At 71.9% G+C, this 25837-nt stretch carries 28 protein-coding genes; 18 read left to right on the plus strand and 10 right to left on the minus strand.

Features of this window, described 5'->3' with window-relative positions:
• The first annotated feature begins 259 nt into the window (after positions 1-259).
• The 5 genes from dop to prcA all read left to right on the plus strand — a co-directional run bounded on the left by dop (position 260) and on the right by prcA (position 4343).
• Positions 260-1777: a depupylase/deamidase Dop gene (gene dop / locus ABZS37_RS29270; RefSeq protein WP_354995971.1), complete on the plus strand. Its 1518-nt coding sequence runs from the start codon at positions 260-262 to the stop codon at positions 1775-1777.
• 104 nt (positions 1778-1881) lie between these two features.
• Positions 1882-2097 (plus strand): ubiquitin-like protein Pup, encoded by a 216-nt coding sequence (locus tag ABZS37_RS29275; RefSeq protein ID WP_088948111.1) that lies wholly within the window; start codon positions 1882-1884, stop codon positions 2095-2097.
• A gap of 146 nt (positions 2098-2243) precedes the next feature.
• Entirely contained in the window at positions 2244-2693 is a 450-nt protein-coding gene (locus ABZS37_RS29280; protein WP_355174242.1) for an endonuclease VII domain-containing protein, read from the plus strand.
• On the plus strand, positions 2612-3451 hold the full coding sequence (gene prcB / locus ABZS37_RS29285) for a proteasome subunit beta (RefSeq protein ID WP_354995969.1): 840 nt from the start codon (positions 2612-2614) through the stop codon (positions 3449-3451). The genes ABZS37_RS29280 and prcB overlap by 82 nt, the downstream gene beginning before the upstream one ends.
• A gap of 61 nt (positions 3452-3512) precedes the next feature.
• A complete protein-coding gene (gene prcA, locus ABZS37_RS29290; RefSeq protein ID WP_355174244.1) occupies positions 3513-4343 on the plus strand; it encodes a proteasome subunit alpha in 831 nt (276 codons plus the stop codon).
• Between the two features lie 112 nt (positions 4344-4455).
• On the opposite strand, the gene ABZS37_RS29295 is transcribed toward prcA, so the two are convergent.
• The 6 genes from ABZS37_RS29295 to rfbB are packed head-to-tail and all read right to left on the minus strand — an operon-like array spanning position 4456 to position 9735.
• On the minus strand, positions 4456-5481 hold the full coding sequence (locus ABZS37_RS29295; protein ID WP_355174246.1) for a glycosyltransferase family 2 protein: 1026 nt from the start codon (positions 5479-5481) through the stop codon (positions 4456-4458).
• A 2-nt stretch (positions 5482-5483) separates the two neighbouring features.
• Positions 5484-6791, minus strand: a complete 1308-nt coding sequence (locus ABZS37_RS29300; protein ID WP_355174248.1) for a polysaccharide biosynthesis protein — start codon at positions 6789-6791, stop codon at positions 5484-5486.
• A complete protein-coding gene (locus ABZS37_RS29305) occupies positions 6788-7489 on the minus strand; it encodes a glycosyltransferase family 2 protein (RefSeq protein WP_355174250.1) in 702 nt (233 codons plus the stop codon). Before ABZS37_RS29305 ends, ABZS37_RS29300 begins: the two co-directional genes overlap by 4 nt.
• Positions 7482-7853, minus strand: coding sequence for a DUF2304 domain-containing protein (locus tag ABZS37_RS29310; RefSeq protein WP_355174252.1), 372 nt, complete (start codon positions 7851-7853; stop codon positions 7482-7484). Before ABZS37_RS29310 ends, ABZS37_RS29305 begins: the two co-directional genes overlap by 8 nt.
• On the minus strand, positions 7850-8737 hold the full coding sequence (rfbD, locus tag ABZS37_RS29315) for a dTDP-4-dehydrorhamnose reductase (RefSeq protein WP_355174300.1): 888 nt from the start codon (positions 8735-8737) through the stop codon (positions 7850-7852). Before rfbD ends, ABZS37_RS29310 begins: the two co-directional genes overlap by 4 nt.
• Positions 8734-9735: a dTDP-glucose 4,6-dehydratase gene (rfbB, locus tag ABZS37_RS29320; RefSeq protein ID WP_355174254.1), complete on the minus strand. Its 1002-nt coding sequence runs from the start codon at positions 9733-9735 to the stop codon at positions 8734-8736. The genes rfbD and rfbB overlap by 4 nt, the downstream gene beginning before the upstream one ends.
• 89 nt (positions 9736-9824) lie before the next feature.
• Between rfbB and rfbA the strand changes: the two genes are divergently transcribed.
• The 4 genes from rfbA to ABZS37_RS29340 all read left to right on the plus strand — a co-directional run bounded on the left by rfbA (position 9825) and on the right by ABZS37_RS29340 (position 13034).
• Positions 9825-10712: a glucose-1-phosphate thymidylyltransferase RfbA gene (gene rfbA, locus ABZS37_RS29325; RefSeq protein WP_355174256.1), complete on the plus strand. Its 888-nt coding sequence runs from the start codon at positions 9825-9827 to the stop codon at positions 10710-10712.
• A complete protein-coding gene (rfbC, locus tag ABZS37_RS29330; RefSeq protein WP_355174258.1) occupies positions 10709-11332 on the plus strand; it encodes a dTDP-4-dehydrorhamnose 3,5-epimerase in 624 nt (207 codons plus the stop codon). Before rfbA ends, rfbC begins: the two co-directional genes overlap by 4 nt.
• 67 nt (positions 11333-11399) lie before the next feature.
• Positions 11400-12758: a Pup--protein ligase gene (gene pafA / locus ABZS37_RS29335; protein ID WP_354995966.1), complete on the plus strand. Its 1359-nt coding sequence runs from the start codon at positions 11400-11402 to the stop codon at positions 12756-12758.
• Positions 12759-12839: 81 nt separating this feature from the next.
• Positions 12840-13034 (plus strand): hypothetical protein, encoded by a 195-nt coding sequence (locus tag ABZS37_RS29340; RefSeq protein WP_355174260.1) that lies wholly within the window; start codon positions 12840-12842, stop codon positions 13032-13034.
• A gap of 140 nt (positions 13035-13174) precedes the next feature.
• On the opposite strand, the gene ABZS37_RS29345 is transcribed toward ABZS37_RS29340, so the two are convergent.
• Together ABZS37_RS29345 and ABZS37_RS29350 are read right to left on the minus strand one after the other, a co-directional pair.
• Positions 13175-14260, minus strand: coding sequence for a DUF3866 family protein (locus tag ABZS37_RS29345; RefSeq protein ID WP_355174262.1), 1086 nt, complete (start codon positions 14258-14260; stop codon positions 13175-13177).
• 61 nt (positions 14261-14321) lie between these two features.
• Positions 14322-15329, minus strand: a complete 1008-nt coding sequence (locus tag ABZS37_RS29350) for a cation diffusion facilitator family transporter (protein ID WP_355174264.1) — start codon at positions 15327-15329, stop codon at positions 14322-14324.
• A gap of 129 nt (positions 15330-15458) precedes the next feature.
• Between ABZS37_RS29350 and ABZS37_RS29355 the strand changes: the two genes are divergently transcribed.
• From ABZS37_RS29355 to ABZS37_RS29380, 6 genes are all read left to right on the plus strand, one after another.
• Positions 15459-16457 (plus strand): WYL domain-containing protein, encoded by a 999-nt coding sequence (locus ABZS37_RS29355; RefSeq protein ID WP_355174266.1) that lies wholly within the window; start codon positions 15459-15461, stop codon positions 16455-16457.
• Entirely contained in the window at positions 16454-17533 is a 1080-nt protein-coding gene (locus tag ABZS37_RS29360; RefSeq protein WP_355174268.1) for a YafY family protein, read from the plus strand. Before ABZS37_RS29355 ends, ABZS37_RS29360 begins: the two co-directional genes overlap by 4 nt.
• 10 nt (positions 17534-17543) lie before the next feature.
• A complete protein-coding gene (locus ABZS37_RS29365; RefSeq protein ID WP_355174270.1) occupies positions 17544-17789 on the plus strand; it encodes a hypothetical protein in 246 nt (81 codons plus the stop codon).
• A 172-nt stretch (positions 17790-17961) separates the two neighbouring features.
• Positions 17962-18276: a Sec-independent protein translocase subunit TatA gene (gene tatA, locus ABZS37_RS29370; RefSeq protein WP_355174272.1), complete on the plus strand. Its 315-nt coding sequence runs from the start codon at positions 17962-17964 to the stop codon at positions 18274-18276.
• An 18-nt stretch (positions 18277-18294) separates the two neighbouring features.
• Positions 18295-19248: a twin-arginine translocase subunit TatC gene (tatC, locus tag ABZS37_RS29375; RefSeq protein ID WP_355174274.1), complete on the plus strand. Its 954-nt coding sequence runs from the start codon at positions 18295-18297 to the stop codon at positions 19246-19248.
• Positions 19249-19393: 145 nt separating this feature from the next.
• Positions 19394-20317 carry a diacylglycerol kinase gene (locus ABZS37_RS29380; protein WP_355174302.1) on the plus strand — a complete coding sequence of 308 codons (924 nt, stop codon included), beginning with the start codon at positions 19394-19396 and terminating at the stop codon, positions 20315-20317.
• On the opposite strand, the gene ABZS37_RS29385 is transcribed toward ABZS37_RS29380, so the two are convergent.
• Positions 20280-21191: an EamA family transporter gene (locus tag ABZS37_RS29385; protein WP_355174276.1), complete on the minus strand. Its 912-nt coding sequence runs from the start codon at positions 21189-21191 to the stop codon at positions 20280-20282. The two genes, ABZS37_RS29380 and ABZS37_RS29385, sit on opposite strands and share 38 nt — an antisense overlap.
• Positions 21192-21319: 128 nt before the next feature.
• Between ABZS37_RS29385 and ABZS37_RS29390 the strand changes: the two genes are divergently transcribed.
• Both ABZS37_RS29390 and ABZS37_RS29395 read left to right on the plus strand, forming a co-directional pair.
• Complete coding sequence (locus ABZS37_RS29390; RefSeq protein ID WP_354995955.1) at positions 21320-21628, plus strand: hypothetical protein; 309 nt, start codon at positions 21320-21322, stop codon at positions 21626-21628.
• Entirely contained in the window at positions 21625-22023 is a 399-nt protein-coding gene (locus tag ABZS37_RS29395) for a hypothetical protein (protein ID WP_355174278.1), read from the plus strand. The genes ABZS37_RS29390 and ABZS37_RS29395 overlap by 4 nt, the downstream gene beginning before the upstream one ends.
• 32 nt (positions 22024-22055) lie before the next feature.
• Here ABZS37_RS29395 and ABZS37_RS29400 read toward each other — a convergent pair whose 3' ends face one another.
• The gene (locus ABZS37_RS29400) at positions 22056-22733 is read right to left on the minus strand and encodes an HAD-IA family hydrolase (RefSeq protein ID WP_355174304.1); all 678 of its coding nucleotides are present in this window, start codon (positions 22731-22733) and stop codon (positions 22056-22058) included.
• 178 nt (positions 22734-22911) lie between these two features.
• Here ABZS37_RS29400 and ABZS37_RS29405 point away from each other — a divergent pair, with 178 nt between their 5' ends.
• A complete protein-coding gene (locus ABZS37_RS29405; protein WP_355174280.1) occupies positions 22912-25713 on the plus strand; it encodes a DEAD/DEAH box helicase in 2802 nt (933 codons plus the stop codon).
• Positions 25714-25837 lie beyond the last annotated feature (124 nt).

A 25837-nucleotide genomic window follows, 5' to 3' on the forward strand; every position in this document is an offset into this window, starting at 1 on the left:
CGCCCGGCCCGAGGCGATCCCGCGTCGTGGCCCAGCCCGCCGTGGCCGACCCTGCCGCCCAGCAGGCCATCGACGGGATCCGCACGGTGCACCCGCCCCTCCGGGCGGGCCTGACCGTGGTGCCACTCAAACCCGCCAAAGCCCGGTAGTCACGCCGCGCCGACCGACAGCGACGGGCGGTGGGCCACCGCGCAGACTAGTCTCGATGGTGTGAGCGGCGGGCACGCCGGCTCCGTGGGCGAGCGAAGCGAGTGGTCGCATGACGGTACGTCGGATCATGGGCACCGAAATCGAGTACGGCATCTCCGTGCCCGGGCAGGCCGGAGCCAACCCGATGGTCACCTCATCGCAGGTGGTCAACGCCTATGGCGCACGCCCAGAACTCAACCGGGGCGGGCGAGCCCGCTGGGACTACGAGGAAGAGTCGCCGCTGCGCGACGCGCGCGGCTTCACCTACTCCGGAGCCGCCTACGACCCGGCGGAGGCGTTGGCCGACGAGGACCTGGGCCTCGCCAACGTGATACTCACCAACGGTGCACGGCTCTACGTCGACCACGCCCACCCCGAATACTCCACCCCGGAGGTCACCACCCCCCGGGACGTGGTGCGCTGGGACAAGGCCGGCGAGCGGGTGATGGCCGAGGCGTCCCGCCGGGCCGCCACGATCCCGGGCAGCCAGCCGATCCACCTCTACAAGAACAACACCGACAACAAGGGCGCCAGCTACGGCGCTCACGAGAACTACCTGATGCGCCGGCAGACCCCGTTCGCCGACATCGTGGCGTACCTGACGCCGTTCTTCGTCACCCGCCAGATCGTCTGCGGCGCCGGCCGGGTCGGCATCGGCCAGGACGGCGGGCAGAACGGCTTCCAGATCTCCCAGCGCGCCGACTTCTTCGAGGTCGAGGTGGGCCTGGAGACCACGCTCAAGCGGCCGATCATCAACACCCGCGACGAGCCGCACGCCGACGCCGACAAGTACCGCCGGCTGCACGTCATCATCGGTGACGCCAACCTCTCCGAAATCTCCACGTACCTCAAGGTCGGCACCACCGCGCTGATCCTCACCATGATCGAGGAGAAGGCGCTCGGCGCCGACCTCGGCATCGCTGACCCGGTCAGCGAGCTGCGCGCGGTCAGCCACGACCCCAGCCTGTCGCACCGCATGCGACTGCGCGACGGTCGCCGCCTCACCGCACTGGACCTGCAATGGGCGTACCTGGAGCGGGTGCGGTCCTTTGTCGACGACCGGTACGGCACCGACGTCGACGAGCAGACCGTCGACGTGCTCGACCGTTGGGAGAGCGTACTGGACCGGCTCGGCCGTGATCCGATGCTCTGCGCCGACGAGTTGGACTGGGTGGCCAAGCTGCGGCTGCTTGAGGGCTACCGGGAGCGTGAGAAGCTCGGCTGGGGCTCGCACAAGCTCCAACTGGTCGACCTGCAGTATTCCGACGTCCGGCCGGAGAAGGGTCTCTACCACCGCCTGGTCGCCCGGGGGGCGATGAAGACGCTGCTCACCGACGAGGAGAGCCGCACCGCGATGACCGAGCCGCCGGAGGACACTCGGGCCTACTTCCGCGGCCGCTGCCTGGCCCAGTACGCGTCCGAGGTCGTTGCCGCGAGCTGGGATTCGGTGATCTTCGACGTGGGTCGGGAGTCGCTGGTCCGGGTGCCGATGATGGAGCCGGAGCGCGGCACTCGCGCGCACGTCGGAGCACTGTTCGACCGCTGCGCCAGTGCCAAGGACCTGCTGGAGACGTTGACCGGGCGCTGAACACGCGTCCGGATGCCCGTCGTGTGCCGCAGGCCGGCGCGCGGCGGGCTTTTCGTCGCCCGCGCGAGGTAAGTTCATCGCAGACGATCGTGGAGGAGGCAGCAATGGCCACTCATGACAGCGGCGGCCAGTCGCAGTCCGGCAAGTCCCGTCAGGGCGAGGAAATCGAGGACGTCACCACCGAGGCCAACCCTGAGGTGGCTGAGCGGCACGCCGAGATCACCGAGGACGTCGACGACCTCCTCGACGAGATTGACTCCGTCCTCGAAGAGAACGCAGAGGAATTCGTGAGGGGATACGTGCAAAAAGGGGGCGAATAGAGCATGCCTGCATAAATCAGACATGCTCGTCCTCTCGATGATCGAGACGGCCACCGCCGCTGTCGCGACTGCGGCGAGTGGCTGCCCCTCGATCAGTTCTGTGGCACCAGCACGCGGCCGGACGCCGCACCGGATGGCCACCGGCGATGCCCGGGCTGTGGTGCCACCAAGCCCCTTGCCGACTTTCCGCGGAACGGCTCCGGCCGTGGAGGTTACGGCCGATACTGCAAGCCTTGCCGCAACGAAATGGGCAGGGAGAGCACGCTCCGTCTGCATGGCGGGTTCCGCGAGCACCACCGGCGGCGGCGGGGGAGAAGGAGTTTCCGGAGCTCCTGGCCGAGCAGGGCGGGGTCTGCGTGATCTGTGGCGGCGCCGACCCGCAATATCTGGACCACGATCATCGCACCGGATGGGCGCGCGGGATACTCTGCTTCAACTGCAACGGTGGTCTTGGCCAGTTCCGTGACAGTCCCATGAGGCTGGCCAGGGCGATCACGTACCTGAGAGGAACCACGTGGCAGCGGGCTTTGATCCATCCGGGCGTCTACCAGATGTGTTCACCAACGCGGGGACGTCCTCCTTCACCACGTTTCTGAGCCGGGTGGCCCCCGAGATGCTGCCCGGCCGACGACCGCTGCCGCCGGGCATGGCCGCCGACCTGGCACCACACGCGACGACCATCGTGGCCATCGCGGCCGCGGAGGGCGTGGTGATGGCCGGCGACCGACGGGCGACCATGGGCAACCTGATCGCCCAGCGCGACATCGAGAAGGTGCACCCCGCCGACGCGTACTCGCTGGTCGGCATCGCGGGCACCGCGGGCATCGGGATCGAGCTGATGCGACTGTTCCAGGTGGAGTTGGAGCACTACGAGAAGATCGAGGGCGCGATGCTCTCGCTCGACGGCAAGGCCAACCGGTTGGCCTCGATGATCCGGGGCAACCTGGGCGCGGCCATGCAGGGGCTCGCCGTGGTGCCGCTCTTCGCCGGCTTCGACCTGGCTGCCACCGACCCGGCGAGGGCCGGTCGGATCTTCAGCTTCGACGTGACCGGTGGTCCGTACGAGGAGACCGGTTACGACGCGATCGGCTCCGGCTCGCTCTTCGCGAAGTCGGCGCTGAAGAAGCGCTTCCGGGCTGGTCTGTCGGTCGATGACGCGACCCGGCTCGCAGTCGAGGCGCTCTACGACGCGGCCGATGACGACACCGCGACCGGCGGACCGGATCTGACCCGCCGGATCTATCCGGTGGTGATGACCGCTACCGCCGAGGGCACCCGCCGGCTGACCGACGCCGAGACGGCGGCGATCGCCGAGGGCGTGGTCGCCGGCCGGATGGAGAACCCGGGCGGTTGAGCCCCGTCCACCCCCACCAGTCAGCAGTCGTCAGCACCGCGCCGTAAGGAGAACCGCCGCCGTGGCCATGCAGTTCTACGCCTCGCCCGAACAGATCATGCGCGACCGCTCCGAGTTGGCCCGCAAGGGCATCGCTCGGGGTCGCAGCGCGGTGGTCCTCAGCTACTCCGGCGGGGTGCTCTTCGTCGCGGAGAACCTCTCCAGCGCCCTGCACAAGGTCAGCGAGATCTACGACCGGATCGGCTTCGCCGCGGTCGGCCGATACAACGAGTTCGAGAATCTGCGCCGGGCCGGGGTGCGCATGGCCGACCTGAACGGGCTCAGCTACGACCGCCGTGATGTCACCGGCCGGGCCCTGGCCAACGCGTTCGCGCAGACGCTCGGTGCCATCTTCACCGAGCAGTCGAAGCCGTTCGAGGTGGAGATCTGCGTGGCGGAGGTCGGGGCCACTGCCGACGAGGACGAGCTGTACCGGTTGACGTACGACGGCTCGGTCAACGACGAGCCGGGGCGAATGGCCATGGGTGGCCAGGCCGAGGCGATCACCGGCGTGCTGAAGGCGCAGCACCGGGCGGACATGTCCCTCGCCGAGGCGGCCCGGGTGGCGGTGCAGGCGTTGAGCACGGTTGGTGGTGAGGGCGGCGCCGCCCGGACGATCGCCGCCAACCAGTTGGAGGTGGCGGTGCTGGACCGCCACCGGGTTGGGCGGACGTTCCGTCGGATCACCGGCGCGGCGCTGACCGCGTTGCTGGACGGCGATGTCGCGGCTGCCGAACAGCCCGCGTCGGCGGGTGGCCCGGACACGCCGACAGCGCCGGCGACGGAGTCGCACAAGCCGACGACGTCGGCGGGGTCCGCCGACCTGGAGGACAAGCCGGCGGACGGCAAGTAACACCGGCCAACGCGGCGGGCGGCATGAGTTCCTGGCTGCCCGCCGCAGCATGTCCAGCACGTGGGCGCCGGCGTATCCGGGTGGGCGAGGCCAACCACCGAGCTGCGGGCGGTCAGTGGCGCTTGAGCAGTGGCTTGGCGAGTGCCCAGTAGCTCCCGGCCAGCATGTTGAAGACGCCCAGGCCAGAGGCGGCGACGTTGGTGGGAGCGAGCCGGCCGGTCATCAGCTCGGCGATGACGCCGTCGGGCACTCGGCGTTCGGCCTGGAGCTGCCGGCGGCGGGTACGCAGCCAGCCCCGGTGCTGCCACAGCCAGCGCCACCCGCGGATCTTGTGTCGGGCCCAGCCGCCGGTCAGCGCCTTGGCGAGCATCGCGGCCTCGGTGAGCAGCAGGGCGGGGGCGAGCACCACCAGGGTGCGCGTCTGGTACGTGGTGAGCAGGGTGACCAGCCGGTTGCGTTCGAGCAGGTAGAACTTGAGCGCGTTGCGGGAGAACTCGTAGTGGTGACGCACCACGGCGTCCGGCACGTACTCCAGACGCAGGCCGCGCTGGCGCAGCCGCAGGCTCAGCTCGGTGTCCTCGTGGTAGGCGAAGTACTCGCTGGCGAAGCCGCCGAGCTCGCGCCAGAGGCGCCGGTCGATGACGAAGCAGCAGCCGCTCAGCGATGGCACGGAGCGCCGGTGAGCGTGGGCGGTTGCGGGTTCGCCGTTGCCGCCGGCCCAGGAGAGGCCGGCGAAGTGCAGGGGGTTGCCGGCGGTGTTGATCAGGTCGGGTCGGTCGGCGAGGCGGATGGACGCCATGGCGGCGCCGACGCCCTCCTCGGCGGCCACGGCGGTGGTCTTGGCGAGGGCGTCGGGCGCGACGATCGCGTCGGAGTTGACGAAGGCGAGCCAGTCGCCGGTGGCCTCGGCGGCGCCGACGGCGCAGCCGCCGGAGTAGCCGGTGTTGTGCTCGGGCCGCAGCACCCGTACCCCGGGGAGATTCGTGACGGTGTCGATGCCGTCGCCGGTGCAGCCGTTGTCGACGACGATCAAGTCGACCGTGACGTCGGTGCTGGCGAGCACGGCGCGGGCGGCGTCGACCAGGTACGGCTCGGGGCCGTAGGCCAGCATGACCACGGTGATCCGAGGTGGCGCCATGATCAGGTCCCTCCGGTCACTCCAGGCGTGACAGCCTCGCGGGGAGGGGCCTGGGCGGGGGCCGAGCCGGCGCTGCGGGTGCGCAGCAGGACGATCATGGTGGCGGCGACCACGACGGAGCCGACGGCGTAGCCGAGCTCGACCCGCAGCGCGGTGGCGACCGGGGCGAGAGTGGCGACGACCAGCGCGGCCACGCCGATGGCCCACGCGGCGGCCTGCGCCCGGTGCCGGTCGAGGGCGAGCAGTCCCTGGCCGAGCACCATCGCCCACAGGTAGGCGAGGGTCGCCGCGGCGAGCCAGGCGAAGTCCCCGTGGCCGAGGACGTCCGGCGCGTCGAAGAGGGTCTGCACCAGCCAGGGGCCGAGCAGCACGGCGAGCACGGCGCCGGTGAGGCCGAGCGCGGTGACGATGCCGAGTGCCCGGCGCAGCAGGTTGTGGAAACCGGTCACGTCGCCGGTGGTGGCCGTGGTGGCGAGACCGGGCAGCAGCGATGCCTGCAGCGACGCGAAGACGAACAGCGGGATCCGGACCAGCACCAGCGCGGAGAGCAGCGCGCCGGCGGTGGCCACGTCGGACGGGTCCAGCACCTTCACGTTGATCACGCCGATGTTGACGACGACCTGGGCGAGCAGGCTGGACAGGGTGAGCAGGCCAAGGCCGCGCAGCAGCGGGGCCCAGGCCACGGGGGCGCCGCCGCCGATGGCCCGCAGCACCGGCGGGGCGGTGAGCAACACGCCGATCAGCGGCGCGACGATCAGCACCGCGCCGAACCAGACGGGGGAGGTGACCCCGGTCAGGCCGAGCACGGCGACGAGGACGATACGCAGACCGCCGTCGACACCGAGTTGGGTGCCGTACCAGGGGAACAGTTGCAGGCCGGAGAGCACGCCACGGGTGGTGTGCGCGACGGCGAGCGCGACCAACGACCCGATCAGCACGGTGACCATGCTGCTGTCGCCAGCGAACAGCCGGTCGGCGAGCGGCGCCCGGACGACGATGATCAGCGCGACGATGGCGACGAGCAGGCCGAGGGCCAGGGCGGCCCCCCGGGCCAGTACCGGCCCGGGAGGTAGGCCCTGGCTGTGCCGCCCGGCGACGAGCCGGGCGACCTCCTGCTCCACGGGCATGAACAGGCCGATGCCGAGAGTGAAGACGATCGACCAGAGCACCGAGAGGGACGAGTAGTCCGCCTCGGTGAGGCTGTGCCCGGCGACGGCCAGGTGGACGTATGAGGCCAACCCCAGCAGGGCGAGGCCGGCGCCGACGGCGACGGTGCCCGGTGGGACCAGATTCAGGAGCCGACGGATCACCGGCGAATGAGCGCCAACGTGAGGACGGCGAAGGCGCGGCCGAGATAGATCATGGCCTTGGCGGGGGAGTGGCTGGGGGTGCCCGCCATCCGCTTGCGCATCGCCACCGGCACCTGGCGGATGGTGTAGCCGCGTCGGGCGGTGTGCACCAGCGTCTCCACGGTGTCGCCCAGGTACTCCACCGGGTACCAGGTGGCGAACATGTCGATCACCCGGCGGTTGGCGGCCCGGAACCCGGAGGTCGTGTCGGTGAGCTTGGTGTGGGCGACGCGGGACAGCACGGCGGAGAGCATGACCATGGCCCAGCGGCGGGGGCCGCGGACGTTGTAGTCACCCTCGCCGGCGAACCGGGCGCCGATCACCAGGTCGGTCTCGTCGAGCAGGTCGACGAGCTTCGGTACGTACCGGGGGTCGTGCTGGCCGTCCGCGTCGACCTGGATGGCGACGTCGTAGTCGTGGTCGCGGGCGTACCGGTAGCCCAGCCGCATGGCGCCGCCGACGCCGAGGTTGTACGGCAGTTTGGCGACCCGCGCGCCGGCTGCGGCGGCGACCGCTGCGGTGCGGTCGGTGGAGCCGTCGTCGACGACGAGCACGTCGACGCCGGGCAGTTCGCCGCGGACCTCTTGGACCACCTCGGCGATCGAGCCGGACTCGTTGAGCGCCGGAATGATGATCAGGACCCGCTTGCCGTTAACCATCGGTGGGCACCAGTTCGTCTCGGGCCGCCCGGTCCGCGTCGATTTCCGCGCGGAGCAGGGCGAAGTCTTCTGCCAGGGTGCGGGTCTCTTCTTCCAGGTGGCTGACCTCCCAGCTGAGGTGCACGCAGACCAGCAGCAGGAAGACGATGCCGAGGAAGAGCACGAGGCTCACGCCGGAGGCGACGCCGAGCAGTTCGGCGACGTTGTCCAGCAGGCGGGGGAAGAGCGACAGGGGGATGACGATCACCAGGACGCCGAGCCAGAGCATGCCGTACTTTTCGCGGAGCTGGCGGCGGCGCAGCAGCTCGACGATCGTGGCCAGCAATATCAGGCCGGTCAAGCCGGTGACGAGGGTGAGCTTCATGCGACCTTCCACGGGGCGGGCGGAGCGGCGGAGGCGAACGCAGCGGCCAGGGTGGTGTGCCAGTCCGAAAGGGGTGGCAGACCCGCGGCGGCCCAACGGCCGTGCCCTAGCACACTGTACGCCGGTCGGGCGGCGGAACGGGGGGACCGGTCGCTGGTGATCGGCCGGATCCGGTCGGGGTCCAGGCCGTGCAGCGCGAACACCGATCTGGCGAGGCCGTACCAGGTGGTTCGGCCGGAGGCGGTGCCGTGATAGACGCCCGGCGCGGCCCGGCCGCTGAGCGCGGCACCCACCAGCCGGACGAGTTGGCTGGCCAGCGCCCGGGACCAGGTGGGCTGGCCCTGCTGGTCGTCGACCACGTCGAGGTGCTCGTGCTGCTCGGCCAGGCTCAGCACGGTGGCGACGAAGTTGGACCCGTGCGCGCCGTAGAGCCACGCGGTGCGGACCACGTAGCCGGCGTCGGGCAGCAGCCGGACGACGGCGTGTTCGCCGACGAGCTTGCTGCGGCCGTACGCGTTGATCGGGGCGGGCGGGGCGTCCTCGGCGTACGGGGCGCGGGAGTCGCCGGGGAACACGTAGTCGGTGGAGATCTGCACCAGGAGGGCGCCGGTGGCGGCGCAGGCCTGCGCCAGGTGGGCGACGCCGGTGCCGTTGACCGCGGTGGCGGCCGCCTCGTGCCGTTCGGCGGCGTCGACGTCGGTCCAGCTCGCGGTGTTGATCACCACGTCGTGTCCGGCGACGGCGGTCGCCACGGCGGTGGCGTCGGTGATGTCGAGGTCGCTGCGGATGGCGGCGGTCACCGTCACGCCCGGCTGGGCGCGCAGCTCGGCGAGCAGGTCCTGACCCAGCATCCCGCCGGCGCCGGTGACGAGCACCCGGATCATGCGGCCGGTGCCGCCTTCAACGGCTCCCACCAGGCCCGGTTGTCGCGGTACCACTGCACGGTCTGCGCCAGGCCGTCGGTGAGATCGATGCTCGGGGCGTACCCCAGCTCTTGATTGATCTTGGTGATGTCCAGCGAGTAGCGGCGGTCGTGGCCCTTGCGGTCGGTGACCGGTACGACCCGGTCCCAGCCGGCGCCGCAGGCGTCGAGGAGGAGGCCGGTGAGCTCCTTGTTCGTCAGCTCGGTGCCGCCGCCGATGTTGTACACCTCGCCGGCGCGGCCCTTCTGCTGGACCAGCGCGATGCCCCGGCAGTGGTCGTGCACGTGCAGCCAGTCCCGGATGTTGCCGCCGTCGCCGTAGAGCGGAACGGTGCCGCCGTCGAGCAGGTTGCTGACGAACAGCGGGATGACCTTCTCCGGGAACTGGTACGGCCCGTAGTTGTTGGAGCAGCGGGTGACCACCACGTCCATGCCGTGGGTGCGGTGGTAGGACAGGGCGAGCAGGTCGGAGCCGGCCTTCGAGGCCGAGTACGGGGAGTTCGGGGCCAGCGGCCAGGTCTCCGTCCACGAGCCCTCGTCGATCGAGCCGTAGACCTCGTCGGTGGAGACGTGCACGAAGCGACCGGTGCCGTGCCGGAGCGCGGCGTCCAGCAGCGTCTGGGTGCCGAGCACGTTGGTGGTGACGAACGGCGCGGCGCCGGCGATCGACCGGTCGACGTGCGATTCGGCGGCGAAGTGCACGATCACGTCGTGCCCCGCGACCACCTCGTCGACCACTGTCGCGTCGCAGATGTCGCCCTGCACGAAGCGCAGCCGAGGGTCGTCGCGCACCGGGTCGAGGTTGGCGAGGTTGCCCGAGTAGGTGAGCTTGTCGAGCACGGTCACCCCGACGGGCTCGACCGCGGGCACGCCAGAGGCGCTGCCACCAGGCACGCCCAGCAGCATGCGGACGTACTCCGAACCGATGAAGCCGGCACCGCCGGTGACGAGGATCCTCACGGGTCCAGGAGTGTACGCGAAGCGGTGGGCCGGTTGTCGGCGGCGACCGGCGACATGCCGGCGGCGATGGTTGCGGCTAAGCTCCCCCGATGCGCGGAATCCTACTCGCCGGCGGCACCGGTTCCCGGCTCTGGCCGATCACCCGGGCAGTGTCCAAGCAGCTGATGCCGGTCTTCGACAAGCCGATGATCTACTACCCCCTCTCCACCCTCGTGATGTCCGGGGTGCGGGAGATCCTGGTGATCACCACACCGGAGGACCAGGACCAGTTCCGCCGCCTGCTCGGCGACGGCAGCCAGTTCGGGTTGCGGCTGGAGTACGTCACGCAGGCCCGCCCGGAGGGCATCGCGCAGGCGTTCGTGCTGGGCGCGGACTTCATCGGCGACGACTCGGTGGCGCTGATCCTCGGCGACAACATCTTCCACGGCGTCGGCCTGGGGCGGCAGCTGGCCGCGCACGGTGACCTGGTCGGCGGTCGGGTGTTCGCGTACCCGGTGGCCAACCCTGAGGCGTACGGCGTGGTGGACTTCGACGCCGACGGTCGGGTGCGCTCGATCGAGGAGAAGCCGGTCCGGCCGAAGTCCCGCTACGCGGTGCCCGGCCTGTACTTCTACGACAACCGGGTGGTCGACATCGCCGGCAAGCTCACTCCCAGCGCCCGGGGCGAGCTGGAGATCACCGCGGTCAACGAGGCGTACCGGGAGACCGGTGAGCTGTCCGTCACCGTGCTGGACCGGGGCACCGCCTGGTTGGACACCGGCACGTTCGCCTCGATGATGCAGGCGGGCGAGTTCGTGCGGGTGATCGAGGAGCGGCAGGGCCTGAAGATCGGCTGTGTCGAGGAGGTCGCCTGGCGGGCCGGCCTGATCGATGACGCGCAGCTGCGTGCGCTCGCCGAGCCGCTGACCAAGAGCGGCTACGGCGACTACCTGTTCGGCCTGCTGGCCGAGAAGCACGGCACGGAGGTCGGCCGATGAAGATCCGGGAGCTGAGCATCGAGGGCGCCTGGGAGATCACCCCCCAGCAGCACGGCGACCCGCGCGGCATGTTCATGGAGTGGTACCGCTTCGACAAGCTCGCCGAGGCGGTGGGGCACCCGCTGCGGCTGGCCCAGGCCAACCTGTCGGTCTCCGCGCGTGGTGTGGTGCGCGGCATCCACTTCGCCGACGTCCCGCCCGGGCAGGCCAAGTACGTCACCTGCGTCCGCGGCGCGGTTCTCGACATGATCGTGGACCTGCGCGTGGGTTCGCCGACCTTCGGCCGGTGGGAGGGCGTCCGGCTGGACGACACCGACCGTCGGGCGGTCTACCTCAGCGAGGGGCTGGGGCACGGGTTCTGCGCGCTGACCGATGACGCGACGTTGAGCTACCTCTGCTCGGCCACCTACAACCCGACCGGTGAGCACGCGGTGCACCCGCTGGACGAGGAGTTGGGCATCGAGTGGCCCGCCGACGTTCCGCTGCTGTCCGCACGCGACGACGCGGCGCCGACGCTGGCGCAGGCTCGCGAGCGGGGCCTGTTGCCGGAGTACGACAGCTGCCGGCGGTTCGTGGCGAGCATCGGGCCGGACGGAATGTCGCACTCAACCGGTATGTGACCGCGTCGGGGCACGACCTGTGGTCTGACAGTGACGAACCGGGCCTCCGGGCGGCTAATGTCACACCATGGAGCGGCGAATCTTCGGCCTCGAGACCGAGTACGGCGTCACCTGCACCTATCGCGGGCAGCGGCGGCTGTCCCCGGACGAGGTCGCGCGGTATCTGTTCCGCCGCGTGGTGTCCTGGGGTCGGTCGAGCAACGTCTTCCTGCGCAATGGGGCCCGGCTCTACCTGGACGTCGGGTCGCATCCGGAGTACGCCACACCGGAGTGCGACTCGGTGACCGATCTTGTCGCCCACGACCGGGCCGGCGAGCGGATCCTGGAGGGCCTGCTCGTCGACGCGGAGAAGCGACTGCACGACGAGGGCATCGCGGGTGAGATCTACCTGTTCAAGAACAACACCGACTCGGCCGGCAACTCGTACGGCTGCCACGAGAACTACCTGGTCTCCCGGCACGGCGAGTTCGGCCGGCTCGCCGACGTACTCATCCCGTTCCTGGTCACCCGGCAGTTGATCTGCGGGGCCGGCAAGGTCCTGCAAACCCCGCGCGGCGCGGTCTACTGCCTGTCGCAGCGGGCCGAGCACATCTGGGAGGGCGTCTCCTCGGCGACCACCCGCAGCCGTCCGATCATCAACACCCGCGACGAGCCGCACGCCGACGCCGAGCGCTACCGGCGGCTGCACGTCATCGTCGGTGACTCCAACATGAACGAGGTCACCACGCTGCTCAAGGTCGGCACCGCCGACCTCGTGCTGCGGATGATCGAGGCCGGGGTGGTGATGCGCGACCTGTCCCTGGAGAACCCGATCCGGGCGATCCGGGAGGTGTCACACGACATCACCGGCCGGCGCAAGGTGCGGCTGGCCTCCGGCAAGGAGGTCAGCGCCCTCGACATCCAGCAGGAATACCTGGCCAAGGCCACCGAGTTCGTCGAGCGCCGCGGCGGCGACCAGGCCGCCAAGCGGGTCGTCGAGCTGTGGGGCCGGGTGCTGCACGCGGTGGAGACCGGAGACCTCGAACCGGTCTCCCGGGAGATCGACTGGGTCAGCAAGCTGCGGCTGATCGAGCGCTACCAGCGCAAGCACGACCTGCCGCTGTCGCACCCCCGGGTGGCACAGATGGATCTGGCCTACCACGACGTGCGCCGCGGTCGCGGCCTCTACGGGCTGCTGGAGCGCCGCGGCGAGGTCGACCGGGTGGCCACCGACCCGGAGATCTTCGAGGCCAAGGAGACCCCGCCGCAGACCACCCGGGCCCGGCTGCGCGGCGAGTTCATCCGGCACGCACAGGAGAAGCGACGGGACTTCACCGTCGACTGGGTGCACCTGAAGCTCAACGACCAGGCGCAGCGCACCGTGCTCTGCAAGGACCCGTTCCGGGCGTACGACGAGCGGGTGGAACGGCTGATCGCCAGCATGTGACGGGTGCGTCGGCCCCGGCGGTGGTGTCCGCCGGGGCCGACCGGCCCGGTCGGCTCCGCGGCCCGGTAGGCTGGGCGCGCCATGACGACTTCTGGACCTTCCGACCGCTCCGAGCGCGGCACCGAGCGGCTGAACTGGGTCGAACGCCGCCGGGAGAAGATCCGCGCCGAGATCGACCGTAACCGGCGCGGTGAATACACCGTGCCGACGTGGGTGCTGGCCCTGGCCCTGGTGCTCATCGTGGGCGGCTGGCTAGCCCTGATCTTCCTCGTCTGACCCGCCCCGCCCCCGCCGCCGCCCCACCCATCCCCGCGTCGATCATGGAGTTGTGGTGGGGGAGGAAGGCCGCAAATCGCCAGAGGCCGGGCACCACAACTCCATGATCCACGGGGCTGGGGGTGGGGGGTGGGGTGGGGCTAGGGGAGCAGGGTGACCGCGTGGCGGCCGGCTGCGGCTGCGGTCAGGAAGTACGCATGGTCGGCGTCGAGGCCACGGCCCATGGTGGACAGTGGCACGGCGCTGGCGCGCAGCGCGGCGTCGAGACCGGTGGTGGGCACCCGCACGATCCGGTGCCGGTCCGTGAGGGGTGCCAGTGACTTGTCCACCTCGGCGGCCAGCGCCGGGTCCAGGTCGTCGGGCACCACCAGCTCCGCCGGGGCCAGCGCCACCCGGCCGTACGCCGTGAGGCTGTGGTGCGACACGCCCCGGTGCCGGGGGCGGGGGTCGGCGTCGGAGATGCGCAGCGACCCGACCGGCCGGCCGCCCAGCGTGGCGATCGCGTTGACCGCGTCACCGACGGCGACGCCGGAGAAGCCCCACCGGGTGCCGGTGCCCAGGTTGCCGGGGCCCTGGGCCACGATGGCCACGTCAGCGCCCAGCACGTACCGGGCGGCGAGCAGACCGCCGTGCAGGGTGGTGGCCTCCAGGTCGCCGCCGAAGGCCTGCCCGACGGTGATCGTGCCGATCAGCTCGGCGCGCAGCCCGGCGAGGGTGCGGGAGAACCACGCTGGCAACGCCCCGCCATCGGTGAGCAGGTACGCCACCCGCGCCTGCGGAGCGTCGGCCCGGATGCCGGCCAGGATCGCCGGCAGCGCCGAGTGCAGGTCGGCGGTGACCACCGGCAGACCGCCCAGGTCATCCGCGTCGGCCAGCACCTCGCGGTGCGGCGACGCCTCCTCGTCGACGCCGAGCAGGATCGGCTGCAACGGCGTGTAGCGGGCCTTCACCAGGTGCCCGGCGTCGCGGGTGTCGCCGACGTCCGGCGGGTCCGGCGGCAGCCGGTCGGGCAGGGCCACCACCAGGGCGTACCCGCCGGTGCCCAACCCCATCAGCAGCGCACCGGCGTTGAGCAGCACCCGGTCGCCCGGCTCGGGCGTGCCGACCAGCTCGGGATAGGCCAGCGCCCGCATGCGCGTGCCGTCGGGCAGGTCCACGTCCAGCTCCACCGCCCCGGTCCACTGTCGTCGCAGCGTCGCCACCGTCCCCGTACGCCATCGCACCATGACGGGCACGCTAGCCGCGCGGGCCCGGTGGCCCGCGCCCGGGTGCTGCCGCGGAGGTGGTTCAGGGGTGGTCGGGCTCGTCGCCGGCGTCCGGGTCCGGTCCGGCCTGGGTGTGCCGGGCCCGGCCGGTGGCGCCGGGCAACGAGCGGGTGGGGTCGAGGAAGACGTAGCGGATCTCCGGGTACCGCCCGGTGAGCCGTCGTTCGGCCTCGTCGGCGGTGGCCTCGATGGCCGCGCCGGTGGCCTCGTCGCGGAAGTCGACCTTCGCGGCGACCAGGACGTCGTCCGGGCCGAGCTGCATGGTCAGCAGGGTGTCGATCCGCTCCACCTCGGGCAGCCCGGTCAGTTCCCGCTCGATCTCGTGACGCAGCCGTTCCGGGACCGACCGGCCGACCAGCAGCGACAGGTTGTTGCTGGCCAGGATCCCGGCGACCGTCAGCAGCAGCAGCCCGATCAGGATCGACGCGATGCCGTCCCACACCTCGTCGCCGGTGGCCTCGGACAGGCCGACTCCGAGCCCGGCCAGGAGCAGACCGATCAGGGCCGCGCTGTCCTCCAGGAAGACCGCCTTGACGGTGGTGTCGGCGGTCAGCCGCAGGAATCGCCGGGGCGTGGTCCGCCACCGCCGGGACTCGCGGCGGACCTGCCGCACCGCCCGCGTCAGCGAGATCGACTCGATGACGAAGGACACCCCCAGCACGATGTACGAGATGAGGTAGTTGCCGCTGTGCTGGTGCACCAGGATGGTGGTGACGCCGTGGGTGACGGCGAAGCCGGCGCCGGCGACGAAGGTGAACATGGCGGCGAAGAACGCCCAGACGTAGCTCTCCTTGCCGTACCCGAACGGGTGCCGCTGGTCCGCCGGCCGGGCGCCCCGGCGCAGCGCCTGGTAGAGCAGCACCTCGGTGGTGGTGTCGGCGACCGAGTGCGCCGCCTCGGAGAGCATCGCGGCCGAGCCGGAGATCACCCCGGCGACCAGCTTGGCGATCGCGATGGCGAGGTTGGCGGCGCCCGCGACGATCACGGTGCCAACGCTCTCGCTCTCGGTCCTGACCTCCGCCTGCGACATGAGGGCCACCCTATGACCGCAAACGGTCACGCGCCGGGGAGCGGCCCGGAGTGGGCCCGATCCGAACAGATGTGCGGCACGCCCCGCGTGGGTGCACGACGCGGGCGCGTCGGCTGCTAGCGTCTACCCGTGTCGCGGACCCGCACCGAACGCCTGGTCAACCTGGTGATCTGCCTCCTGTCCACGCGACGGTTCCTGACCGCCGCGCAGATCGCCGCGACCGTGCCCGGCTACGAGCACGATCCCGACGACGCGCGCGACCACGAGGCGTTCCAGCGCAAGTTCGAGCGGGACAAGGCCGAGCTGCGCGAGCTGGGTGTGCCACTGGAGACCGGCACGGCGAGCGCCTTCGACGCTGAGCCCGGCTACCGGATCGCCCACCGCGAATACGCGCTGCCCGACATCCTCCTGGAGCCGGACGAGGCCGCCGCGGTCGGCATCGCCGCACGCCTGTGGCAGCACGCCGGGCTGGCCGCCGCCGCGTCGTCGGGGCTGGCCAAGCTGCGTGCCGCCGGGGTGGACGTGGACCCGCAGGCCACCCTCGGCCTGGAGCCGATGGTCACGGTCGACCCGGCGTTCGCGCCGTTGACCGCCGCCGCCCGGGACCGCCGCGAGGTCGGGTTCGACTACCGGGTGCCTGACCGGGACGCGCCCAGCCGCCGGCGGCTGCAACCGTGGGGTGTGGTCTGCTGGCGCGGCCGGTGGTATGTGGTCGGCCACGACCAGGACCGGGAAGCGACCCGATGCTTCCGGCTGTCCCGGGTCGTCGGCACGGTTCGCGTGCTCGGCACGCCCGGCGCGTACGAGCCGCCGGCCAACGTCGACCTGATCAGCCACGTGGCCCGCTGGTCGGGCCCCGTGGAGCGCACCGGCCGGGCCACCGTGCTGGTCGCACCGGGCCGTGCCGCAGGGCTGCGCCGCTGGGCGGTGGAGGTGACCACCGGGCCCGACGGCGACCGGCTGCTCCTTCCGTACGCCGACCCGGACGGGCTGGCCGGCCACCTCGTCGGCTACGGCCCGGACGTGCGGGTGCTCGACCCACCGGAGGTCCGCGAGGCGGTCATCCAACGACTCAAGGAGATCGCCGTCCGACACGACGAGCTGGCCGTCACCGGGGGTGCCCGGTGACCCGCCCGGCCGCCCGGAGCGGCTCCCGCGCGTCCGCCGACCGGTTGGCCCGACTGCTCAACCTGGTGCCGTACCTGCTGGCCCGGCCCGGCATCGAGATCGCAGAGGCGGCCGGTGACCTGGGCGTCACCGAGCGGCAGCTCCGCGAGGACCTGGAGCTGCTCTGGGTGTGCGGGCTGCCCGGTTACGGCCCCGGCGACCTGATCGACATGGCGTTCGATGGTGATCGGGTGACCATCACCTACGACGCCGGCATCGACCGGCCGCTGCGGCTCACCCCCGACGAGGCCCTCGCGCTGGTGGTGGCGCTGCGGATGCTCGCCGAGACACCCGGCGTGGCCAACCGTGAGGCCGTCGAACGGGCCTTGGCGAAGATCGAGGACGCGGGGGACCTGGTGGGCGCGCCGGTGGCGGTCCGGCTGCCCGGGGACACCCGGCGGGTCGAGGCGCTGCGCGCCGCCGTGGAGGGCGGAAAGGCGCTGCGGATCACCTACTACACGGCGGCCCGGGACGAGACCACCGAACGCGTCATCGACCCGCTGCGCATGCTGATGGTCGGCGGCCGGGCGTACGTGGAGGCGTGGTGTCGGCGCGCGGAGGCGGTCCGCCTGTTCCGGGCCGACCGGATCGACGCGATCACCGAGCTGGCCGAGCCAGCCACCGTTCCGCCGCAGGCCGTCCCGCAGGATCTCACCGAGGGTGTCTTCCGCCCCTCGCCCGACCTGCCGCTGATCACGCTGCGGGTCGGTCGGGGCGGTCGGTGGATCACCGAGTACTACCCGTGCGAGCGGGTCGAGGCCGGCGACGGCGACCAGTGGCTCGTCTCCCTGCGGGTGACCGACCTGGGGTGGGCCCGTCGGTTCGTGCTCGGCCTCGGCCCGGACGCCACCGTGGTCGCCCCGGTCGAGTTGGCCGAGCAGGTGCGGGCGACCGCCGCCGCAGCTCTGGACGCGTACGCCGTGCCCGCCCCCACGGCCACGCCCCGGCGGCCCGCGGCTGATTCCGTGACGGCTGACCCCGCCGGTCCGGTCGGCGCGGCGTCGGGTGACCCGGCAGTGGCTGGCCGCACCCAGTAGGCTGACCGCCGTGCTGATCTGGATCGTGCTCGCCCTGGTGCTGCTCCCGCTCGTGGCGTTCGCGCTGGCCGTGCGCCCGGTGCTGACCCGACTGCCCGGACTGCGCCGCGCCGCGGTGGCGTTGCAGCGGCGGGCCGCAGAGGCCGAGGCGCTGCGGGAGACCACGGACGCGTTGCAGGAGCGCGCCGAGGGTGTCCAACGACAACTCGACACCACCCAGCAGCGGGTCGCCTTGATCAAGGCCAAGCGCGGCTGATCGACTTCCCGTCCGGGTGCGCACCCGGGCGATGGTTGACGGATCATCGCGGGTTGGTCAAGACTTCACCCTTCGGGCCAGACCACCACCACCCGGCGAGTGGCAGGCGGCCGATCCGCACGTACGATGGGCTGCGTACCACCCCCCGGACACAGAGCGACTGGAGCTTCTCATGGGTGCCCTCAAGCCGTGGCACATCGCTGTTCTCGTGGTTGTGCTGATCCTGCTCTTCGGTGCGAAGCGGCTCCCCGACGCGGCCCGTTCGCTGGGTCGGTCGCTGCGGATCATCAAGGCCGAGACCAAGAGCCTGCAGGACGACGACCGCGACCTCGCCGAGAAGGCCGACGCGCAGGCCGGCTACCAGCCGCTGCCGCCGCACACCGGGCAGCAGGCGCCGTACGTCGGGCAGCCGCAGCAGGCGCCGTACCAGCAGGCGCCGGCGCAGCAGCCGGTCGTCGACCCGGTGCACCGCGTCCGCGACAACTGACCGAAGGGCCCCACCACCGTGGCCTTCGCACTGCGTAAGCGCGCCCCGAGCACCTTCGAGCGGGCTTCAGACGGCTCGATGACGCTCATCGAGCACGTCCGTGAGTTGCGCGACCGGTTGTTTCGCGCGTCACTGGCAATCGTCGCCGGCCTGATTCTCGGCTTCTTCCTGGCCCAGCCGGCGTTCAACCTGCTGAAGGAGCCCTACTGCAGCCTGCCGGATGCCACCGACGCACTCGGCAACTGTCGGTCGTTCCTTCAGCTGTCGCCTGCGGACGGCTTCATCCTGAAGCTGAAGCTGGCGCTCTGGATCGGCCTGATCGCCGGGGCGCCAGTCTGGCTCTACCAGCTCTGGGCGTTCATCGCTCCGGGGTTGCACCGGAACGAGCGCAAGTGGGCGTACGTCTTCGTCGCGATCGCGGCCCCGCTGTTCGCCGGTGGTGCCGTCCTGGCCTACCTCGTCGTGGACAAGGGCCTCGCGTTCCTGTTGGAGGCGGGCGTAACCGGCCTCTCCACCCAGCTGGAGGTCACCCGCTACATCGGGTTCGTCACGAACATGATCCTGTTGTTCGGGGTGGCGTTCGAGTTTCCGCTCATCCTGTTGATGCTCAACTTCACCGGGGTGGCCAGCGCCCGCCGGTTGTTGAGCTGGTGGCGAACGGTCATCTTCATCTCCTTCGCCTTCGCCGCCATCGCCACCCCGGATCCGGGTCCGTTCGGCATGACGCTGCTGGCGCTCTCCCTCTCCCTGCTGTACTTCGTGGCGGTGGGCGTGGCGTTCATCAACGACAAGCGGCGTGGGCGCGGCAAGGAGGTCTACGCCGGCCTGGACGACGACGAGGTGTCGCCGTTGGAGCACGACGCGGATCCGGTCGTGGCCGGGCAGCGGGTCGACGCGACCGCACCGATCGGCGTACCCGATCCGATCGCCCCACCCGCACCGATCGAGCGTCGCTACGACGACATGACCTGACGGCCCCGCGCCGCCCGTTCTGCCGACGCCGTCCCCGTTTCCCGGGGGCGGCGTCGTCGTGTGGCGACCTCACCCCGAGCGCTGAGCGCGGGACTGATCGTGACGGTGCCCGCCCCTGGTGACCGACGGGTGTCCGACCGGTACGGTGCTGCCCGTGACCGCAGACGATCATCTGCCCGGCCCGGTCGCCGTGCTCGCCAACCCGACCGCTGGTCGGGGGCGGCATAGCGCCCTGCTGCCGCGGCTGCTGGACGGGTTGGCCGCCGCAGGCCGGCCGGTCCGGCTGCTGGAGGCGTCCAGCCCCGCGGAGGCGGAGGCGGCGTGCCGTGCCGCGGTCGTCGACGGCGCTGGCGCGCTGGTGGCGATCGGCGGGGACGGCACCGTGCACCGGGCGCTGCAGGCGGTCGCCGGCACCGACGTGCCGTTCGGTCCGATCCCCGCCGGCACCGGCAACGACTTCGCCCTGGACACCGGTTTTCCGGCCGATCCGGTGGCGGCGGCGGAGGTGATCGCGTCAGCGCTGCGCGACGGCCGGAGCCAAGCCGTCGACCTGGCCCGCATGACCGGGGTCGATGGCATCGAGCGTTGGTACGGGGCGGTCCTCGCGGCCGGGTTCGACTCGATCGTCAACGAGTTGGCCAACCGGATGCGCTGGCCGCGTGGCCGGCGCCGGTATGACCTGGCGATCCTGGTCGAGCTGTTCCGGCTGCGGCCCCGCCGTTACACGCTGCGCCTCGACGGGGTGCCGCACGAGCTGGACGCGGTGCTGGTGGCGGTGGGCAACTGCCCGACGTACGGCGGCGGGATGCGGATCTGCCCCGACGCCGACCCGACCGACGGGCTGCTGGACGTGGTGGTGGCCGCTCGGGTCAACCGGCGGACCCTGATCCGGGTCAAGCCGCGCATCTACCAGGGCACCCACGTCAACCACCCCCTGGTGAGCAGCTACCGGGCCCGCACGGTGGAGCTGACCGCCGAGGGCATCACCACGTACGCCGACGGGGAACGCTCGCTGGAGTTGCCGGTGACGATCAGCGCCGTCCCGGGCGCCCTGCGGCTGTTGCGTTGACCCGTACCGCACCGATGCTGGCCGCGATGACCAGCACGATGGCGGCGCACTCCAGCAGGGTCAGCGCCTGCCGCAGCACCAGCCACCCGGCGAGCGTGGCGATGGCCGGGCCGAGGCTCATCAGCACCGCGAAGGTGGCGGTGGGCATCCGCCGCAGCGCGAGCAGCTCCAGGGTGTAGGGCAGCCCGGAGGCCAGCACCGCGAGGCCGGCGCCGAGCGCCAGCACCGGCGGGTCGAGCAGCACCGCGCCGCCGTCGATGATGCCGAGGGGCAGGGTGACCAGCGCGGCGAGCGTCAGCGCCAGGGCCAGCCCGTCCGCGCCCGGGAACCGGTCGCCGACCCGGGCGCTCAGCACGATGTACGCGGCCCACATGGCGCCCGCGCCGAACGCGAAGGCCACCCCGGCCGGGTTCAGCCGGTCGAAGCCGCCCTGCCCGAGCAGCGCCACCCCGGCCAACGCCAGCCCCGCCCAGCCCCAGCTGGCCAGCCGCCGGGCGCTGAACACCGACAGCGCCAACGGGCCGAGCACCTCCAGCGTCACCGCCGGGCCCAGCGGGATGCGGTCGATAGCCTGGTAGAACAGCGAGTTCATGCCGGCCAGCGCCAGCCCGAACGCGCCCGCCGCGAGCCAGGCCGACCGGTCGTGGCCGCGCAGTCGGGGTCGGCACACGATGAGCAGCAGCACCGCCGCGATCGTCAGCCGCAGGGTCACCGCGCCGGCCACCCCGGTGCGCGGGAAGAGCAGCGCGGCCACGGCGGAGCCGAACTGCACCGACAGCGCCCCGCCGACCACCAGCCCCACGGCGACGACGCCACCGCGCCGGGCCGATGGCGCGTCGGTCGGCGGTGGCGTGGGCAGCAGGGTCTCCGTCACGGCACGACGGTAGGCGGTCCGTCCCGGCCACGCTCCGGCGGTGTCCACCTGCCGAAACCCGCCACTCGCGCCGACACGGCCGGCGTTGACGGTCGCCAACGCGGTGCTACCGGCGTACCGTCCGAGGTATGACCAGCGGCATGCGAAAACTGTCGATCTCCGTGCCACCCGATGTGGCGGAGCGCCTGCAGCACGAGCCCAACGCCAGCGCCTACGTCACGCAGGCTGTCCGTGACCGCATGCGTCTGGACGCCCTGGACGCGGAGTTGGCCCACCAGGGTATCCACATCACCGAGCAGGGCGTGGCCGAGGCGCGCGCCCGCCGCGCCGCCGTTGAAGCCGCGTGGTCGCCGGAGCGCCGCGACGCCCTTCGTGAGCGGGCACGCCAGCACGCGCTGGACGCCGCCGCCGGCACTGTCGAGCAGCCGGCCGCATGACCGCCGAGGACGACCGGCCGATCCGGCTTGTGCTGGACCGGTCGGCACTGCTGGCGTACCTCGCGGGGTCGGTGCATGTCGGTGAGCCGCTGCACGAGGTCATTCAGGACCGCAACAGGTTCGGTGTCACCGCGGTGACCGCGGCGGAGGCCCTGGCGATCGTCAGCGACCCCAAGGAACGGGCGAGCCTGCACCGGCTGCTGACCCTGGACGCCTGCAAGGTGCTCTCCACTGAGGGGCACTCCTGGCACGAACTCAGCTTCTGGCGCACGCTGACGGGCCGTGTCGATCTGGCCACCACCGTGCTGGCCGTCCTCGAACACGACGCCGCGATCCTCAGCGGCGAGGACCGGTACGGCGACGGCGATCTACCGGTGATTCACATCCCGGACTGACAGCGGCACGGCGCGGGTCGGGCCGGTGCCGGTCAGCCCGGCAGGGCGAGATCGAGCACGGCACCCAGCCCGTTTTCCCGGCCCGGGTCGGCGGCCGGGAGCACCAGCACCGCGCAGCCGGCGGCCACCGCGCCCGCGTCCGCCGGTGTGTCGCCGACCATCAGCGTCTGCTCCGGGTCGACGCCGAGCATCCCGCAGGCCCGCCAGAAGATCGCCGGGTCGGGCTTGCAGCGCCCCACCTCGTACGAGAGCACGAACGCGTCGACCAGGTCGGTGAGCCCCCAGGCGTCGAAGTGCGGCCGCAGGTCGAACCCGATGTTGCTGACCACCGCCACCCGCACCCCGGCGTCACGCAGCGCGGCCAGCGTGGGCGCGGTGTCCGGGTAGGGCAGCCAGCCCTCGGCGATCAGCAGCCGCTCGTAGAGCGCGTCGGCGAAGCCCTCGATGCCCGCGTCGACGGTCTCGGCCAACCCGGTGTACGCGCCCCGGTGGGCGTGTTGGTAGAGATCCCGGTCGGCCCACAGCTCGGCCAGCCGGGGCGGCACCCGCGCTGGCAGCGGCCCGCCGGCGCGCCCCGCGGTCAGCAGCCGGTCGGCCAGCGAGGTGGCTCGAACCCGGTCCAGGGTGACCCCGCACGAGGCCGCGGCCTCCAGCACCCACTGCCGGGGCTCCTCCACCTGGGCCAGGGTGCCGTGGAAGTCGAAGAGCACCGCCTTGACGGGCCGTCGGGACGCCCGGGGGGCGGCGGCGGCCTCGGCGCTGCCCGTCGGACGGGTCTGAGGCGGTTCGGCATGGTCCGGCACCCGTGCACCCTACCGACCGCCCCCGATGGCACATCCGGACGGCCTTGACGGGTGTCGTGTCCCGGCACGCACTAATCTTGGTGCCATGTCGAGCCCCGCCGAGCGGTACGCAGCGGCGCGCCGCCGAGCCGCACAGGCCTCACAGTTCCCGGCGCTGGACGAGTTCGCCCTTGACCTGGGGTTCGACCTCGACGACTTCCAGCGGGAGGCGTGTCAGTCCCTGGAGCGGGGCAGCGGTGTGTTGGTCTGCGCCCCCACGGGTGCCGGCAAGACCGTGGTGGGGGAGTTCGCCGTCCACCTGGCGCTGCGCGGGCGACCCGGCGACCCGGCGGTGGCCGACGACCCGGCGACGCCGCCGGTCCGGCGCAAGTGCTTCTACACCACGCCGATCAAGGCGCTGTCCAACCAGAAGTACCACGACCTGGTCGCCCGGTACGGTGCCGAGCAGGTCGGCCTGCTGACCGGCGACAACGCGATCAACGGTGACGCGCCGGTGGTGGTGATGACCACCGAGGTGCTGCGCAACATGCTCTACGCGGGCTCAAGCACCCTGCAGGGGCTGGCGTACGTGGTGATGGACGAGGTGCACTACCTCGCCGACCGGTTCCGCGGTGGGGTGTGGGAAGAGGTGATCATCCACCTGCCCGCCTCGGTCACCCTGGTCTCGTTGTCGGCGACCGTCTCCAACGCCGAGGAGTTCGCCGACTGGCTGGTCACCGTGCGCGGCGAGACGGCGGTGGTGGTCAGCGAGCACCGGCCGGTGCCGTTGTGGCAGCACATGCTGGTCGGCAAGCGGATGTTCGACCTGTTCCACGACGCCGACGCCGCCCGCAAGCACGACGTGCACCCGGAGCTGCTGCGCTACACCCGGGAGACCGCGCGACGGTTGGAGCTGGGCGAGGGGCGCAGCGCGGGGCCCGGCGCCGGCCGGCGTGGCCCGCGCTGGCGTGGCCCGATGCGCCCGGACATCGTCGACCGGCTGGACCGGGAGGGTCTGCTGCCGGCGATCCTGTTCATTTTCAGCCGGGCCGGTTGCGCCGCCGCGGTGCAGCAGTGTCTCGCCGCCGGGCTGCGGCTCACCTCGCCCGAGGAACGGGCCGAGATCCGCCGGGTCGTCGAGTCCCGGGTCACCGCCATCCCCGGTGAGGACCTCTCGGTGCTCGGGTACTGGGAGTGGCTCGACGGCTTGGAGCGCGGCCTGGCCGCCCATCACGCCGGCATGCTGCCGGTGTTCAAGGAGATCGTCGAGGAGTTGTTCGTCCGCGGCCTGGTCAAGGCGGTCTTCGCCACCGAGACCCTCGCGCTGGGCATCAACATGCCGGCCCGTTGCGTGGTCCTGGAACGGCTGGTCAAGTACAACGGCGAGGCGCACGTCGACCTGACCCCGGGGGAGTACACCCAGCTCACCGGGCGCGCCGGGCGTCGTGGCATCGACGTGGAGGGGCACGCCGTCGTGGTGTGGTCCCCGGAGACCGACCCACGGCAGGTGGCCGGGCTCGCGTCCACCCGCACCTACCCGCTGCGCTCCAGCTTCCGGCCCTCGTACAACATGGCGGTGAACCTGGTCGGCACGGTCGGCGTGGAGCCGGCCCGGGCCCTGCTGGAATCCTCGTTCGCCCAGTTCCAGGCGGACCGGTCGGTGGTTGGCCTGGCGCGGCAGGTGCAGCGCAACACCGAGACCATCGAGGCGTACGGCACGGAGGCCGCCTGCCACCACGGCGACTTCGAGGAGTACTTCGCGCTGCGGGTGGCGATCGCCGACCGGGAGAAGGCTATCGCCCGGCAGGGGCAGACCCAGCGTAAGGCCGCCGCGGTGGAGTCGTTGGAGCGGCTGCGGATCGGTGACGTGATCCGGGTGCCGTCGGGCCGGCGGGCCGGGCTGGCCGTGGTGCTGGACCCGGCGACCGGTGGGTTCGGCGAGCCCCGCCCGCTGGTGCTCACCCAGGACCGTTGGGCCGGGCGGGTCAGCCCGGGCGACTTCACCACCCCCGCCGAGGTGCTGGCTCGGATCCGGGTGCCCAAGCACTTCAACCACCGATCCCCGGGTGCCCGGCGCGATCTCGCCGCCGAGGTCAGCGGCACCGGCCTGGACCGGCACGGCGGCCGACGCGGTGGCCGCTCCCGGCAGGTGGCTGGCGAGGACCACGGGATCGCCCAGCTCCGCACCGAGCTGCGCAATCACCCCTGCCACGCCTGCCCGGAGCGGGAGGAGCACGCCCGCTGGGCGGAGCGTCGCCGGCGGCTGGAGCGCGACACCGAGGAGCTGCGCGAGCGGGTCTCCGGGCGTACCGGGTCCCTCGCGCGGACGTTCGACCGGATCGTGGCGTTGCTGACCGAGCGCGGTTACCTCGCCCGCGACGGCGCCGTCACCGACGCCGGCCGGATGCTCGGCCGGATCTGGACCGAGGCGGACCTGCTGGTCGCCGAGTGTCTGCGCCGGGGAGTGTGGAACGGCCTGTCCCCGGCCGAGCTGGCCTCCGCGGTGTCCGTGGTGGTCTTCGAGGCACGCCGCGACGTCGACGAGCGGGCGTCGCTGCCGCGCGGGCCGGTGGCCGACGCGGTGGACGAGACGCTGAAGCTGTGGGGCGAGATCGAGGCCGATGAGGCGGCGCGCGGGCTGACCGCGACCCGGGAGCCGGATCTCGGCTTCGCCTGGCCCGTCTACCGGTGGGCCCGGGGCGAGACGTTGGCAAAGGTGCTCGGCAGCGGGCACGAGATCGACGGGGAGATGCCCGCCGGTGATTTCGTCCGGTGGGCGCGACAGGTCGTCGACCTGCTCGGTCAGCTTGCCGACTCCGGCGGGGCGTCGCCGGAGCTGCGGTCCACCGCCCGTCAGGCGATCGCGGCCGTCAACCGGGGCGTACTGGCCTACCACACCTCCGCCTGATCATCAGATTCGGTCACCATCCCTGACGAATCGACGCATCGGACGGTCACCACGTCAGCACCCCCCGGATAGCCCGGGGGGCGCTGTTGCGCCTGCTCACGGCAGCCCTGATCATTGCCCGAGC

This window comes from Micromonospora sp. NPDC005413 (assembly GCF_040606435.1).
GTDB lineage: Bacteria > Actinomycetota > Actinomycetes > Mycobacteriales > Micromonosporaceae > Micromonospora.

What these genes read in the sequence shown, in the direction of transcription:
- dop (WP_354995971.1), top strand. Translation starts at nt 260, where the DNA reads ATGACGGTACGTCGGATCATGGGCACCGAAATCGAGTACGGCATCTCC.
- ABZS37_RS29275 (WP_088948111.1), top strand. Translation starts at nt 1,882, where the DNA reads ATGGCCACTCATGACAGCGGCGGCCAGTCGCAGTCCGGCAAGTCCCGT.
- ABZS37_RS29280 (WP_355174242.1), top strand. Translation starts at nt 2,244, where the DNA reads ATGCCCGGGCTGTGGTGCCACCAAGCCCCTTGCCGACTTTCCGCGGAA.
- ABZS37_RS29295 (WP_355174246.1), bottom strand. Translation starts at nt 5,481, where the DNA reads ATGGCGCCACCTCGGATCACCGTGGTCATGCTGGCCTACGGCCCCGAG.
- ABZS37_RS29305 (WP_355174250.1), bottom strand. Translation starts at nt 7,489, where the DNA reads ATGGTTAACGGCAAGCGGGTCCTGATCATCATTCCGGCGCTCAACGAG.
- ABZS37_RS29310 (WP_355174252.1), bottom strand. Translation starts at nt 7,853, where the DNA reads ATGAAGCTCACCCTCGTCACCGGCTTGACCGGCCTGATATTGCTGGCC.
- rfbD (WP_355174300.1), bottom strand. Translation starts at nt 8,737, where the DNA reads ATGATCCGGGTGCTCGTCACCGGCGCCGGCGGGATGCTGGGTCAGGAC.
- rfbA (WP_355174256.1), top strand. Translation starts at nt 9,825, where the DNA reads ATGCGCGGAATCCTACTCGCCGGCGGCACCGGTTCCCGGCTCTGGCCG.
- rfbC (WP_355174258.1), top strand. Translation starts at nt 10,709, where the DNA reads ATGAAGATCCGGGAGCTGAGCATCGAGGGCGCCTGGGAGATCACCCCC.
- pafA (WP_354995966.1), top strand. Translation starts at nt 11,400, where the DNA reads ATGGAGCGGCGAATCTTCGGCCTCGAGACCGAGTACGGCGTCACCTGC.
- ABZS37_RS29340 (WP_355174260.1), top strand. Translation starts at nt 12,840, where the DNA reads ATGACGACTTCTGGACCTTCCGACCGCTCCGAGCGCGGCACCGAGCGG.
- ABZS37_RS29345 (WP_355174262.1), bottom strand. Translation starts at nt 14,260, where the DNA reads ATGGTGCGATGGCGTACGGGGACGGTGGCGACGCTGCGACGACAGTGG.
- ABZS37_RS29350 (WP_355174264.1), bottom strand. Translation starts at nt 15,329, where the DNA reads ATGTCGCAGGCGGAGGTCAGGACCGAGAGCGAGAGCGTTGGCACCGTG.
- tatA (WP_355174272.1), top strand. Translation starts at nt 17,962, where the DNA reads ATGGGTGCCCTCAAGCCGTGGCACATCGCTGTTCTCGTGGTTGTGCTG.
- ABZS37_RS29390 (WP_354995955.1), top strand. Translation starts at nt 21,320, where the DNA reads ATGACCAGCGGCATGCGAAAACTGTCGATCTCCGTGCCACCCGATGTG.
- ABZS37_RS29395 (WP_355174278.1), top strand. Translation starts at nt 21,625, where the DNA reads ATGACCGCCGAGGACGACCGGCCGATCCGGCTTGTGCTGGACCGGTCG.
- ABZS37_RS29405 (WP_355174280.1), top strand. Translation starts at nt 22,912, where the DNA reads ATGTCGAGCCCCGCCGAGCGGTACGCAGCGGCGCGCCGCCGAGCCGCA.